This is a genomic window from Serratia sp. DD3, assembly GCF_000496755.2.
The window spans coordinates 17,146-30,794 of sequence record NZ_AYKS02000084.1 but is presented as its reverse complement, the minus strand read 5'-3'; the positions used below and the strand labels follow the sequence as shown (position 1 = coordinate 30,794).

Annotated in this window: 11 protein-coding genes; 6 read left to right on the top strand and 5 right to left on the bottom strand. The window is 51.2% G+C overall.

Annotated features, from left to right (window positions below; translation table 11 throughout):
• Positions 1-57: 57 nt before the first annotated feature.
• The 5 genes from aat to IO95_RS25675 form a co-directional block, all read right to left on the bottom strand.
• Positions 58-810, bottom strand: coding sequence for a leucyl/phenylalanyl-tRNA--protein transferase (gene aat, locus IO95_RS16180; RefSeq protein ID WP_023491934.1), 753 nt, complete (start codon positions 808-810; stop codon positions 58-60).
• Between the two features lie 75 nt (positions 811-885).
• A complete protein-coding gene (gene cydC / locus IO95_RS16175; protein WP_023491933.1) occupies positions 886-2,631 on the bottom strand; it encodes a cysteine/glutathione ABC transporter ATP-binding protein/permease CydC in 1,746 nt (581 codons plus the stop codon).
• A gap of 2 nt (positions 2,632-2,633) precedes the next feature.
• Entirely contained in the window at positions 2,634-4,400 is a 1,767-nt protein-coding gene (gene cydD / locus IO95_RS16170) for a cysteine/glutathione ABC transporter permease/ATP-binding protein CydD (RefSeq protein ID WP_023491932.1), read from the bottom strand.
• A gap of 324 nt (positions 4,401-4,724) precedes the next feature.
• Positions 4,725-5,699, bottom strand: a complete 975-nt coding sequence (gene trxB / locus IO95_RS16165) for a thioredoxin-disulfide reductase (protein WP_023491931.1) — start codon at positions 5,697-5,699, stop codon at positions 4,725-4,727.
• Between the two features lie 73 nt (positions 5,700-5,772).
• A complete protein-coding gene (locus IO95_RS25675) occupies positions 5,773-6,087 on the bottom strand; it encodes a hypothetical protein (RefSeq protein WP_023491930.1) in 315 nt (104 codons plus the stop codon).
• A gap of 213 nt (positions 6,088-6,300) precedes the next feature.
• On the opposite strand from IO95_RS25675, the gene lrp reads away from it, so the two are divergent.
• The 6 genes from lrp to IO95_RS16130 all read left to right on the top strand — a co-directional run bounded on the left by lrp (position 6,301) and on the right by IO95_RS16130 (position 13,401).
• Positions 6,301-6,795, top strand: a complete 495-nt coding sequence (gene lrp / locus IO95_RS16155; protein ID WP_023491928.1) for a leucine-responsive transcriptional regulator Lrp — start codon at positions 6,301-6,303, stop codon at positions 6,793-6,795.
• A gap of 120 nt (positions 6,796-6,915) precedes the next feature.
• The gene (locus IO95_RS16150) at positions 6,916-10,392 is read left to right on the top strand and encodes a DNA translocase FtsK (protein ID WP_023491927.1); all 3,477 of its coding nucleotides are present in this window, start codon (positions 6,916-6,918) and stop codon (positions 10,390-10,392) included.
• A 189-nt stretch (positions 10,393-10,581) separates the two neighbouring features.
• Positions 10,582-10,836, top strand: a complete 255-nt coding sequence (locus tag IO95_RS16145; RefSeq protein ID WP_037386120.1) for a type II toxin-antitoxin system HicA family toxin — start codon at positions 10,582-10,584, stop codon at positions 10,834-10,836.
• Positions 10,833-11,177: a type II toxin-antitoxin system HicB family antitoxin gene (locus IO95_RS16140; protein WP_023491925.1), complete on the top strand. Its 345-nt coding sequence runs from the start codon at positions 10,833-10,835 to the stop codon at positions 11,175-11,177. Before IO95_RS16145 ends, IO95_RS16140 begins: the two co-directional genes overlap by 4 nt.
• A 261-nt stretch (positions 11,178-11,438) precedes the next feature.
• The gene (lolA, locus tag IO95_RS16135; protein ID WP_023491924.1) at positions 11,439-12,050 is read left to right on the top strand and encodes an outer membrane lipoprotein chaperone LolA; all 612 of its coding nucleotides are present in this window, start codon (positions 11,439-11,441) and stop codon (positions 12,048-12,050) included.
• Between the two features lie 7 nt (positions 12,051-12,057).
• Entirely contained in the window at positions 12,058-13,401 is a 1,344-nt protein-coding gene (locus IO95_RS16130; protein WP_023491923.1) for a replication-associated recombination protein A, read from the top strand.
• Positions 13,402-13,649 lie beyond the last annotated feature (248 nt).

Genomic DNA, 13,649 nt, shown 5'->3' with positions numbered 1-13,649 from the left:
AAGAAATGCCGCTGAATAATGCAGCGTTTCCGTAAAATTAGTGATTGAAAGAGGTAATTAACCTACTGTGAGGCCATATTCATCACCATTTGATTTAAGGAGGTGCTTACATAAATCAGGGTTGATATCTTGTGGCAACCAACATTCTGGCGCTAAAACCCGGCGCTGAAGTATAGCAAGTTGCTGCAAAAAATGGTTGCGCGGGATTTCTTTCGCTCCAAGCCCGGCAGTGTGAGGGTTAAGTACCTGGCAGTCAATCAATTCTCCACCATATGCCACAAAATGGCGGCAAAAAGCCAATAAGGCACATTTTGATGCATTGGTCACCAGGCTAAACATCGACTCGCCACAAAACAGTGCCCCTTGTGCGACACCATACAACCCCCCAACCAATTTATCGCCTAACCACACTTCAATTGAGTGTGCGTAGCCCATTTGATGCAGTTGCAAATAAGCCTGCTGGACTTCATCACCTATCCAGGTACCTTCATCAGGACGTTGCGCACAGGCGGTGATGACCTGAGCAAAAGCCTGATTGAGCGTGATACGGAACGGATTACTGCGCAGAAAACGCTTAAAACTGCGGCTAAGATGGTATTCCGTGGGAAACAGCACTGCCCGAGGGTCTGGTGACCACCAGAGAATCGGCTCCCCTGGCGAGTACCAGGGGAAGATGCCCTGCTGATAGGCGGCGAGCAACCGAGGCGGTGCCAGGTCACCACCAATAGCTAGCAGGCCATTAGGGTCACGCAGTGCGTGATCCGGGGATGGAAACAGTATGGATTGCGGTGACAGAGTAAAAAGTTGCATAAATCTCGGTTTATTCAAGTAACAGCGAGGTTGCTGAGTGCCATTAAGGACACATCCAGTCAGTATCAGGCCGTATCAAAGGGGCAGATTCCCCAGCCGCTGTTGAAATTGTGCATAGCGCCCCTGCTGGCTCATTAGCTCAACATGATTTCCTTGCTCGACGATTTGTCCACCATCCATCACACAAATACGGTCGAAATACTCCAATCCAGAGAGACGGTGGGTAATCAAAATCAAGGTTTTGCCATGACAATGCTGGCGTAACAGAGCCAGGATTTGTTGCTCGGTCTCGGCATCTAACCCCTCGGTAGGTTCATCGAGTAGCAATAACGGGGCTTGATGCAGTAACGCGCGGGCAAGCCCTAAACGGCGTTGTTCACCGCCAGAGAGTTGGCGCCCTCCGTCACCCAGCCAGGCATTCAACCCTTCGTTAGCCAGTAGCTTATCCAGCCCGACCTGTTGCAGCATATCACTCAGAACCTCATCGCTGGCATCAGGGGTGGCAATGCGCAGATTGTCACGCAATGTGCTGCTGAAAATATGAACTCGCTGGCTAACCACGCTGGTCATGGCACGCAGGGTGGGCTCATCATAAGCACTCAGCGGTTGACCATTGAGTTGGATCTGCCCACTGTCTGGATCCCAGGCACGGGTAAGGAGTTGCAATAAGGTAGATTTGCCGCAGCCCGTGCGCCCCAGCAAGGCAATTTGTTCGCCCGCAGCCACATTCAAGGTCACTTTGTTCAACACGGCTATCGGTTGATTGGGATAGGTAAAGGTGATTTCACTCAGTTGCAGTGAGGCTTGGGTTTGCCGCTCTGGCCCCGATACGGCCTGCGTTGGAAAGGTGACTTCAGGTTGTTGATCGATGAGTTGCTTGACCCGAGTGGCTGAGGCGATCACTTGGCCCAGGTGTTGGAACGCGCCAGCTACAGGGAGCATGGCTTCAAAAGAGGCCAAGGCAGCAAAAACAAACAGGGCAATGAGTGCACCGGGCTGAGTATTGTTGCCAATACCTGCAGCGGCAAGCCACAACAACAAGGTGACAGTCAGACCACTGGCCAGGATCATTAATGCTTGTGAGAGCCCGCCGAGAGAGACTTGCTGCCATTGGCGCCGCTGCCAACGCTGTTCAGTGTCATTGAGTTGCTGGCGGAAATTTTCGAGTGCGCCAAAGACCACCAGTTCTGCTTGCCCTTGTAACCAGGCAGTAAGGCCGGTGCGGTATTGACTGCGTAATAGGGTCAGTTCTGCCCCGATGGGCTGCCCCGCGCGATAAAAGACCGGGGGGATGATCAGCAACAGGAACAGCAAAATTGCGCCCAGGGTGAACGCCAGTTGACCATCGATGAAACTGAGGCCAACGGTGACCACTAAAATCACCACGGCGGCGCTGACCAGCGGGGAAATCACACGCAGATAGAGGTGATCGAGCGTATCGACATCCGCGACCAAGCGATTTAGCAATTCGGCCTGACGAAAACGGGCGATCCCCCCTGGGGAGAGTGGTAGAATTTTTTTAAAGCTGAATACGCGAAGCTGCGATAGAACGCGGAATGTCGCATCATGGCTCACTACCCGTTCAGCATAACGCCCGGCAGTGCGGAAAATGGCTGCACCACGCACACCGGCTGCAGGTAGCATGTAATTGAAATTAGACAACCCCGCCAGGCCCGCCAGTGAGGAAGCGGCTAGAAACCAGCCAGATAGCGATAACAAGCCGATGCTGGCCAGTAATGTGACTATTGCCAGGACTATGCCTAGCATAATCATCCCTAAGTGGCGGCGATATAACGCCAGGAATGGTAATAAAACGCGCATGATCATAGCTCCCTGCGACGGTGGGCTATCAGGTTGGCAAACAGACCGGGTTGCGTACTGAGTGTGGCGTAATTGCCTTGCTGGACAATTTTACCGCTATCCATCACCCAAATCTGATCGTAATTTACCGTCTCTTCCAACTGGTGTGTGACCAACACGGTAGTCTGCTGATGGGAGGCAACACTCAATGCCTGCATCACTAAACGCTCGCTGTGCGCATCCAGGCTAGCGGCTGGCTCATCCAACAATAACAAGCTGCGTGGGCTTAGCAGCGCTCGCGCCACGGCTACGCGCTGAGCCTGCCCCACAGAGAGGCGAGCTGCACTATCGCCCAGTTCTGTTTCCAACCCATCTGGCAACTGTGGCAGAAATTCACTGATGTAGGCCTGATCAATGGCTTGTTGCAGTTGACGTTCATCGGCTTGTGGGTTGCCGAGTAGAATATTATCGCGCAGTGTTGCTGCTGGCAGGTGGGGATTCTGCCCAACCCAACCTAATTGCTGACGCCAACTTTCCGCTGACAATTCACGGAATTCAATGCCATTGACCTGTAATGAACCCCGGTAGGGAAGAAAACCGAGCAACAGATTCAACAGTGAACTTTTCCCGGCACCACTGAGGCCAACCAAGGCGATGCGTTGGTTGCCAGGCAAAGTAAAGTTAAGTGGCCCGGCAAGTAACACCCCATTGGGGGTGAGAATTTCCAAATTCTGTGCTTGCAAGGTCAGTGGGGTGCGGTTGTCCACGAGTTGCGTGCCATTACCCATCGATTCCCCTTCGGCAGCAAGAAAACTTTCCAGCGCTTCCGCAGCGCCCACTGCCTGAGCCTTGGCATGGTAAAAGGCACCCAGATCACGCAACGGCTGGAAAAACTCGGGTGCCAGGATCAGCACCAGAAAACCAGCAAACAGCGTGACACTTGTCCCATAGTTGCCAAAATTCAACTCACCCAGGTAAGAGAAGCCAAAATAGACGGCTACCACGGCGATAGAGACAGAGGCGAAGAACTCCAACACCGCCGAGGAGAGAAACGCCATGCGCAGGACTTCCATGGTGCGCTGACGAAAATCTTCCGAAGCACGGGCAATGTGAGCGGTTTCTGCCTGACCACGGTTGAACAGGCGCAAGGTATCGAGCCCACGTAGACGATCAAGAAAATTGCCACTCAGGCGTGCCAGGGCAACAAAGTTACGGCGGTTGGCATCTGCCGCCCCCATACCGACCAACGCCATAAACAGCGGGATGAGTGGGGCGGTTACCAATAGGATAAGACCGGCCGCCCAGTTAATCGGGAAGACGGTGATCAGGATCAGCACCGGGATAAGCACGGCTAAATACATTTGCGGCAGGTAACGCGCATAGTAATCCTGCATATCTTCGATTTGTTCAATAATGATGCTGGCCCAACTGCCTGCCGGTTTGCCCTGTATCCAGGCTGGACCGAGCTGTTGCAGTTTATCTAACACCTGAGCGCGCATCCGTTGGCGTATTACCTGCCCACAAATGAAACCAACCCGTTCACGTAACCCACTGAGCACGGCACGCAGTGCAAAAGTCGCCGCCAACCAGATAAATGATGAAACAAGTTCACTCCGTGGCTGATGGGTAATGATCAGAGCATGGAGTAAGGATGCTAACAGCCAGGCTTGTGCGACGATTAAAATGCCGTTTGCCAAGCCGAGCAGCATAGAAATACGCAACCAACGCCGTGCCAAAGTACTCTGGGTCTTGAGCCAACGGGTTAACTGCTGCTGTCTGGTTTTTTTCATCGGAAAAGTCTGTGCCGCCAATGCCCGTAGCAACAGGCTAGGTTAACGTACTGTTGAAATGTTCGCTTAAGCCACAAGCAAGACAAATAAACGCCATGGTTTGAATGCTATTGTTTGAACACTATTGTTTGAATGCCATTGTTTTAACACCAATGGTTCGAACACGATGGTTACTTTACTACTCAGCCGTCAGCAAAATAGCACAGCCGCTACGCAAACTGGCGGAATAATGGCTAAGCGGCTGCTATTCCCGGGTTGATAAACCTCATCCTTGAGGTCACCTGCGGGCCAACCACCGCGCAGTATGCCATCGTTATAACATGCTTACTGACCTGTTTGCGTCGCAAGGCTGTCAAGATAGCGTTCGGCATCCAGTGCGGCCATACAGCCAGTCCCTGCAGAGGTAATTGCCTGACGATAGATGTGATCCATAACATCACCAGCGGCAAATATCCCGGGAATAGAGGTTTGTGTTGCGTTGCCGTGAATACCAGATTGCACTTTGATATAACCATTTTCCAGCTCAAGCTGGTCACCAAAGATGGCCGTATTTGGGCTATGGCCAATCGCGATAAACACACCTGCCACCGCCAGTTCTTCGGTTTTATCCTCAGCTTGAGTACTCCGCAGGCGAACACCTGTCACCCCCATCTGATCACCCAGCACTTCATCCAATGTGCTGTTGGTGTGTAGAATAATGTTACCGTTCTTTACTTTTTCCATCAGGCGATTGATGAGGATCTTTTCACTGCGGAAACTATCACGACGATGGATCAGGTGCACCTCTGCAGCGATGTTAGACAGGTAGAGTGCCTCTTCTACGGCAGTATTGCCACCGCCAACTACCGCGACTTTCTGGTTACGATAGAAAAAACCATCACAGGTCGCACAGGCGGAAACGCCTTTCCCCTTGAACTGCTGCTCTGACGGTAGCCCTAAATAACGTGCTGATGCGCCGGTGGCGATAATCAGGGCATCGCAGGTGTACTCATTATCGTCGTCACCAAATAGGCGAAAAGGCGCTTTTTGCAATTCGACACGGGTGATATGGTCGAAAATAATGTTGGTATCGAACTTTGCCGCATGTTCACGCATACGTTCCATTAGGGCTGGGCCGGTCAGCCCTTCAGCATCCCCCGGCCAATTCTCCACTTCGGTGGTGGTGGTCAATTGGCCACCTTGCTCCATACCGGTGATCAACACGGGGTTCAGGTTGGCGCGTGCGGCATAAACTGCGGCGGTATAGCCCGCAGGGCCGGAGCCTAGGATCAATAACTTGCTGTGTTTAGCGTTGCCCATTTCAATAACCTCTTTTTGCACAATGGCAGATAATGATGCTGATTGTAGGGAAAATGCCCGCGTAAAAAAAGTGTTAAGGCGCGTTGTTAATGATTTGTTGAATGGCAAAAAATGAGTCGGTATCTTTGATGCGAAATGAATCGGGCAAAATAGCGACGGATTGCAGAATAGGGCTATCCACGTGGCTTTTCCGCTTCTGTTGGGGATGAATTTCCATCAGGCAAGTGGCACGTTCTACTGATTTTTGTTCTTTTACTTTGACAATCGGCTGTGCATTTGCGAAAACATCAGAGGAAGGAGAAATTTTTTCCGGACTGACAGCGAATTTTAGTATTAACATCCAGACTGATTCAAATTGCAGCCAGGTGGCAGACGGGTAAATCCGCATCAGCGTCGCTTATTATTGCCTTAGGGTGACTAAGTATAGCCAAACCCCCGCTGTTTGAATGAGAATGGGTATCAAGAACGAACTCTCCTGATTAACCAAGGAGGGGGACGCTTACCACTGGCATCGAGTCTTCGCTTGGAACAAACCCTGCCTTGGTACATTGTTTTGGCTTAGGGTGTAAGTGCAGGGAAGAACATAAGAGAGACAACAATAATGGCAGAGAATAAAAAACGACCAGGTAAAGACCTGGACCGCATCGACCGCAACATTCTTAATGAGCTACAAAAAGATGGGCGGATTTCTAACGTCGAGCTTTCGAAACGTGTCGGTTTATCCCCAACACCTTGTTTAGAGCGTGTGCGCCGTCTTGAGCGTCAGGGCTTTATCAATGGTTATACCGCATTGCTTAACCCCCATTATCTGGATGCTTCCTTACTGGTTTTCGTGGAAATCACCTTGAACCGCGGTGCGCCAGATGTGTTTGAACAGTTCAATGCTGCGGTGCAGAAATTGGAAGAGATCCAGGAGTGTCACTTGGTTTCAGGTGATTTCGACTATCTGTTGAAAACCCGTGTACCGGATATGTCAGCTTACCGTCGGTTGCTGGGTGAAACGCTATTGCGTTTACCAGGGGTTAATGACACCCGCACTTATGTGGTTATGGAAGAAGTTAAGCAAACCAATCGTCTGGTTATCAAAACACGGTAACACGCAGGTGCAAAACCTGATTAAATTCGCTATACTCCTGTTTATTCATACAGTTTTAGCGCCGAGAAAACTTCTCGGCGTTGTTACGCTGTCAGCTAACAGGAACCTGGAGAGCCTTTCTTGAGCCAGGAATACACAGAAGATAAAGACGTTACTCTAAAAAAACTCAGCAGTGGGCGGCGTTTGCTCGAAGCTATGCTGCTGGTGGTGGCGGTTTGCGCCATCTACTTGATGGTTGCCCTGCTTAGTTTCAATCCATCTGATCCTAGTTGGTCACAAACCGCATGGCATGAGCCTATCCATAATTTGGGGGGCAGTGTTGGTGCCTGGTTGGCCGATACCTTGTTCTTCACTTTTGGCGTACTTGCCTACGCGATCCCCCCGATCATGCTGATTCTTTGCTGGGTGAGTTACCGCCAAACTGAGGATGGCGATTATATTGACTATTTTGCGTTGGCATTGCGCCTGATCGGCACTTTAGCGCTGGTACTGACCTCTTGTGGTCTGGCGGCACTGAATGTTGATGACCTCTATTATTTTGCTTCCGGCGGGGTAATTGGCAGCTTACTGAGTAATGCCATGTTGCCTTGGTTCAATGGCATTGGTGCAACGTTGGCGTTACTTTGTGTTTGGGCTGCGGGTTTAACCTTGTTCACCGGTTGGTCATGGCTGACGATTGCTGAGAAAATCGGCTGGGTAGTGTTGAGTGCTGCCACCTTTATGACCAATCGTTCCCGTCGTGAAGAGCATTACCATGATGATGATCTTGAGCTAGATGAAGATATTGAACCCCGCAATGGTATTGAATACCGCGATGGTAATGATGTCCGCGTGTTTGAAGATCGGCCTGAGCTAACGACTCAGGAGCCTAAGACCGCGGTCTCTGCTGATGCAATTGCGGATGATGGCGATGTGCTGTTTTCTGCCCCTTCCGTGGCGGAAATGGCACAAGAAGTAGCAGAGGATGTTGCTGACCCCTTATTGAGTGGCTTACGAGCCAGCAGCGATGACTATCCGACTGCTGAGTTCGAACCTGCGGGTATGCTGCGCTCTACCCTGCCTGACGCCGCGATACCACCAGCAGGTATCATGGCGCCTGAAGCGTCTGCCGCAGACAATTCTCTGCCCCTAGGGCTGGCTGCAGAGGCTGATATGCCGCCGTTGTATTCATTCGAAATCCCTACCGATAAGGCTGTTGAGTCTAATACAAGCCATTCGGCAACCTCTTATCTGGAAATAGAAAACGATCCCCGGATGGGTAACTGGCAGATAACGGATACGGCACAAGCAGAACTTTCACCACTTGATTTTACTGCTGCTCAACGTGATAGCGATGGTGCGCTTGACCCGGCTGGCAGTGCGGCGTTGGGGGCGGTGAATAACCTGTTTACACCCGCATTCACCGCAACTAATGACGCCAGTTCGCAGATTAAGCAGGGTATTGGCCCTGAACTGCCCCGGCCAAATCGGGTACGGATCCCAACCCGGCGTGAGTTGGCTTCTTATGGTATCAAACTGCCTTCTCAGCGCGTGGCTGAGCAACAACAGCAACAACAGCAACAAGCTCAGCGTGTGGACGACTTTTTGCAGCAGCAACCTCAGGAGGATGCTCAGCAGGAAGCCTTATTAGGTCAGGCTTTTGCCGAGCAGCAGAGCCAACGCTATGGCGAAGGGTATCAGCCAGACCAACAAGCGGATGAAGAGGCACAGAACCAGGCTGCACTAGCCCAGGCATTTGCTGCACAACAGCAGGCTCGCTATGGTGAAGAGTACCGGGAATCTGAACCAGCAGAGCTTTCTCCACCTGCTTCTTTCTCTCAACACGGTTTTGGCATTACGCCAACCACCGATCAGTTTGATGATGGCCCAAAAGAACCGTTATTCAACTTATCGCCTCAGCTTGAAGATCGCATTGAGCTGCAAAGCGAGCAAGAAGATGACGTGCCTTTTGGTCAATATGAATCTGCAGTGCCAGCCTATTCGAGCACACCGGTTTCAACGCCGCGAGTGCCAGCACCGCAACCTCAATCACCACAAACAGAAGTTGCACCGGCGATGGATAGCTTGATCCATCCATTCCTGATGCGCAATGATCTGCCACTGCAGAAGCCAACAACGCCATTGCCGACATTAGATCTGCTGACGGAAGCGCCAAAAGATATTGAGCCGGTAGATACTTTTGTCTTAGAGCAAAAGGCGCGCTTGGTAGAAGCTAGCCTAGCGGATTATCGGGTAAAAGCGGATGTTGTCGACATTCTGCCTGGCCCGGTTATTACGCGTTTTGAGCTGGATTTGGCACCAGGTGTTAAAGCGGCGCGTATTTCAAGCCTGTCGCGCGATCTGGCTCGCTCCTTGTCTGCACCGGCAGTTCGTGTGGTAGAGGTTATTCCTGGTAAACCTTATGTCGGGCTGGAATTGCCAAATGCCAAACGCCAGACGGTTTATCTGCGAGAAGTGCTTGATTGCCCGGCTTTCCGTGATAATCCTTCACCGTTGGCGATTGTGCTGGGTAAAGATATTGCGGGTCAACCAGTGGTGGCTGATCTGGCTAAAATGCCCCATTTGTTAGTCGCAGGTACCACCGGGTCCGGTAAGTCGGTAGGGGTCAATGCCATGATCCTGAGCATCTTGTATAAGGCCACACCGAAAGAGGTGCGCTTTATTATGATCGACCCGAAAATGCTTGAACTGTCGGTGTACGAAGGGATCCCGCATCTCCTTACTGATGTGGTTACCGATATGAAAGATGCCGCCAATGCATTGCGCTGGTGTGTCGCCGAGATGGAGCGCCGCTATAAGCTGATGTCCGCATTGGGGGTGCGTAACCTGGCGGGCTATAACGAACGGGTCGATCAGGCGGAAGCAATGGGGCGGCCAATCCCGGATCCATTCTGGAAACCGAGTGACAGCATGGAAGTGAGTATGCCGATGCTGGAAAAAGAGCCCTATATTGTGGTGATGGTAGATGAGTTCGCTGATCTGATCATGACCGTGGGGAAAAAGGTGGAAGAGTTAATCGCTCGCTTGGCACAGAAAGCCCGTGCTGCCGGGATCCACTTAGTGTTGGCAACGCAACGGCCATCGGTTGATGTGATCACCGGGTTGATCAAGGCCAATATCCCGACGCGTATCGCGTTTACGGTGTCCAGCAAAATTGACTCACGTACTATCCTCGATCAAGGTGGTGCGGAATCATTGCTGGGTATGGGGGATATGCTGTACCTGGCACCAAGTTCATCAATTCCGGTGCGTGTTCACGGTGCTTTTGTTCGCGACCAAGAGGTTCATGCGGTGGTCAAAGATTGGAAAGCGCGTGAGCGTCCTCAATATAAAGAGGGCATTCTCAACGAAGCTGACGATGGTGAGGGTACCGCGGGTAGTGGTCAAAGCGATGAAGAACTCGATCCGTTGTTCGACCAGGCGGTGGAGTTTGTGATCGATAAACGCCGTGCATCGATCTCCGGAGTACAACGCCAGTTCCGTATCGGTTATAACCGTGCCGCGCGCATAATTGAACAGATGGAAGCCCAGGGGATTGTCAGTGAACAAGGGCATAACGGTAACCGTGAGGTACTTGCCCCTCCGCGCCATGAGTAATTAATCACTGATGCCGAAGCGGACCCAGTGAGCAGTTTTCGCACTATCCGCTTTCGGTAGTATTACAGCTAAACAGAGTTTCAAAGGCCGCGTTTGCGGCCTTTCTCTATCTGCCGGTCATCCAACTAACCTGAATACATACAATATCTGTATCTTGCGGTGGTGTCATAAAGTGATACTATAAAATCCATGAACAAACGACACCAAAAAACGTTGTCAGATGTGTTCTCTCGGCCCGTTAACGGTTCTATAAAGTGGTCTGATATCGAGGCACTTTTTACTGCGTTAGGGGCGGAAGTTCACGAAAGGGAAGGCTCTAGGGTTGCTGTGTTACTAAAGGGTGAGAAACGCATCTTTCACCGGCCCCACCCTAGACCGACCACTGACAAAGGAGCGGTTAACGCCATCAGGATCTGGTTGGATAGTTTAGGAATTAAACCATGATGAATAACACACTGAAAATCGACGGCCATATTGCTGTTATCAGCTTTGACCCGGAGATCGAAATGTTCCGGGGCGAGTTTATCGGGCTGAATGGCGGGGCAGACTTTTATGCCTACAGCGTCGAAGAACTGAAAAAAGAAGGGGCCATCTCACTGGCGGTCTTCTTGGATGAGTGCCGGAAAGACAACATTGCGCCGTATAAAACCTATAGCGGCAAAGTGACCACCCGACTCTCACCAGAGCGCCATCAGGCGTTAGCACTAGCGGCACAGGCTACTGGGCATTCCATTAATGAATTGCTTAATGAAGGTGTCGATCTGGTGATCGAAAAGCATTCCTGATCTTGCGTGAAACGGCTATGGGTATGGGCCGTCCTGATCACTATTTTTTGCCAGCAAAGCCCTCACCAATCAGCGTCGGCTATCTTACTTTTACCTGGCCGCTTTTGCGGCCTTTTTGCAAAGATGCGTAAACCCGCGCTGGTTATCGGAATATTGCACTGGTTGCCAACTCAATGTTTCAGGTAAAGTGGTGGGGTTTAGGGTTATTTGATGCGCACAGCGTTGCTTTGCGATAAATACATTTCATAAGGTACTGAAACAATGAAAAAACTGTTAGTTGCCTGTTGTCTGCTTTCGGGATGGGTGTCTACTGCCGTGTGGGCGGATGCGGCGCAAGATCTACAGAGTCGTTTGGCGAAGGTAAACAGTTTTCATGCCAGCTTCTCTCAAACAGTAACCAGTGCAGATGGTGCCGCGGTACAACAGGGTGAAGGCGAGCTATGGGTAAAACGCCCCAATCTGTTTAATTGGCATATGACTTCCCCTGATGAAAGTGTGTTGGTTTCTGATGGTGAAACACTGTGGTTCTATAATCCCTTTGTTGAGCAAGTGACGGCCAGTTGGTTGAAAAGTGCTACTGGCAACACCCCATTTATGCTGATCACCCGCAACGATGCCAATGACTGGAAGCAATACAACGTTAAGCAGAAAGGTGATGAATTTGAACTGACGCCGAAAGCGAGCAGCGGCAACCTGAAGCAATTTGCCATTACCGTTACCAATAGCGGTACCATCAAGAGCTTTACTGCGGTTGAGCAAGATGGGCAACGTAGTGCTTATCAGTTGAAAGGCCAGCAGAATAGCCGTGTTGATGCCGCCAAGTTTAAATTCACACTGCCGAAAGGGGTGACGGTGGACGACCAACGGCAGTGAGGTGTTCGTGAGTAACATGTCGCTTGATTTTTCTCATAATGAGTTTCAGCCGTTGGCGGCCCGTATGCGGCCGACAACGCTGGCACAATACATTGGTCAACAGCATTTGTTGGCGCCGGGCAAGCCTTTGCCACGTGCTATTGAGGCAGGGCAACTGCATTCAATGATTTTGTGGGGGCCGCCAGGAACAGGGAAAACCACCCTGGCGGAGTTGATTGGCCGTTATGGGCAGGCAGATGTTGAGCGGATCTCTGCGGTCACTTCGGGCATTAAAGAGATCCGTGAGGCTATAGAACGAGCACGGCAAAATCGTGATGCCGGCCGCCGTACTATCTTGTTTGTTGATGAAGTTCACCGCTTCAATAAGAGCCAGCAGGATGCCTTTTTGCCGCATATTGAAGATGGAACCATTACTTTTATTGGTGCCACCACTGAAAACCCCTCTTTTGAACTCAATTCGGCACTTCTTTCCCGTGCCCGGGTTTATTTGCTGAAGGCATTGACTGCCGAGGATATTGCTCTGGTCGTGGATCAGGCAATGAAAGACCCTGATCGTGGCTTTGGCGGCCAGAACATCACCCTGCTACCAGAAACCAAACAGATCCTGTCGGAATTGGTGGCGGGGGATGCACGTCGTGCTTTAAACAGCCTTGAAATGATGGCTGATATGGCCGAGATAGACAGCAAAGGCATGCGTGTGCTGACGCCAACCTTGCTGAAGGAAGTTTCGGGGGAGCGTAGCGCGCGTTTTGATAATAAAGGTGACCGTTATTACGACCTGATCTCTGCGCTGCATAAATCGGTACGCGGGTCGGCACCCGATGCAGCGCTCTATTGGTATGCCCGTATCATTACTGCCGGGGGTGATCCGCTGTATGTCGCACGCCGCTTGTTAGCCATCGCCTCTGAAGATGTTGGTAATGCCGATCCCCGGGGGATGCAAGTGGCTATTGCCGCGTGGGATTGCTTTACCCGTGTTGGGCCAGCAGAAGGGGAACGGGCGATTGCTCAGGCGATTGTTTATCTGGCTTGCGCGCCGAAAAGTAACGCCGTTTATAGCGCCTTTAAAGCGGCGATGCATGATGCCAAGGAGTTGGTGGATTATGACGTACCGGAACATTTGCGCAATGCCCCAACCAAATTGATGAAAGAGATGGGATTGGGGGCAGAATATCGTTATGCCCATGATGAAGCTAATGCATATGCTGCTGGGGAGTGTTATTTCCCACCAGAAATGGCTGCTACCCGTTACTATCATCCGACCGCGCGTGGTCTGGAAGGTAAAATTGGTGAAAAGTTGCAATGGCTCGCTGAGCAGGATCAAAATAGCCCGACAAAACGCTACCGCTAGTGCCATTGTTGCGGTAAGGTTAGCGGCATAACGCTTCTTTTAGCGGGGTTTATCCCCGGCTGTAGGTAATGGTTAACCCAGTGCTCTCAGGGGGCTGATAAGCCAAAATCGTAAGTGAAAGAAGCCCATAGTTTTATGACTTAAATACTATACCCAAAATAATTCGAGTTGCTTGCAGGCGGCCAGCGATGGACAAATCGGTCAGGAACCGTTTGAACAGCACTTGTGCTGGCCCGCACAGGGTGAAC

What these genes read in the sequence shown, in the direction of transcription:
- IO95_RS25675 (WP_023491930.1), bottom strand. Translation starts at nt 6,087, where the DNA reads ATGCGGATTTACCCGTCTGCCACCTGGCTGCAATTTGAATCAGTCTGG.
- IO95_RS16140 (WP_023491925.1), top strand. Translation starts at nt 10,833, where the DNA reads ATGATGAATAACACACTGAAAATCGACGGCCATATTGCTGTTATCAGC.
- aat (WP_023491934.1), bottom strand. Translation starts at nt 810, where the DNA reads ATGCAACTTTTTACTCTGTCACCGCAATCCATACTGTTTCCATCCCCG.
- trxB (WP_023491931.1), bottom strand. Translation starts at nt 5,699, where the DNA reads ATGGGCAACGCTAAACACAGCAAGTTATTGATCCTAGGCTCCGGCCCT.
- IO95_RS16145 (WP_037386120.1), top strand. Translation starts at nt 10,582, where the DNA reads ATGAACAAACGACACCAAAAAACGTTGTCAGATGTGTTCTCTCGGCCC.
- cydD (WP_023491932.1), bottom strand. Translation starts at nt 4,400, where the DNA reads ATGAAAAAAACCAGACAGCAGCAGTTAACCCGTTGGCTCAAGACCCAG.
- cydC (WP_023491933.1), bottom strand. Translation starts at nt 2,631, where the DNA reads ATGCGCGTTTTATTACCATTCCTGGCGTTATATCGCCGCCACTTAGGG.
- lrp (WP_023491928.1), top strand. Translation starts at nt 6,301, where the DNA reads ATGGCAGAGAATAAAAAACGACCAGGTAAAGACCTGGACCGCATCGAC.
- lolA (WP_023491924.1), top strand. Translation starts at nt 11,439, where the DNA reads ATGAAAAAACTGTTAGTTGCCTGTTGTCTGCTTTCGGGATGGGTGTCT.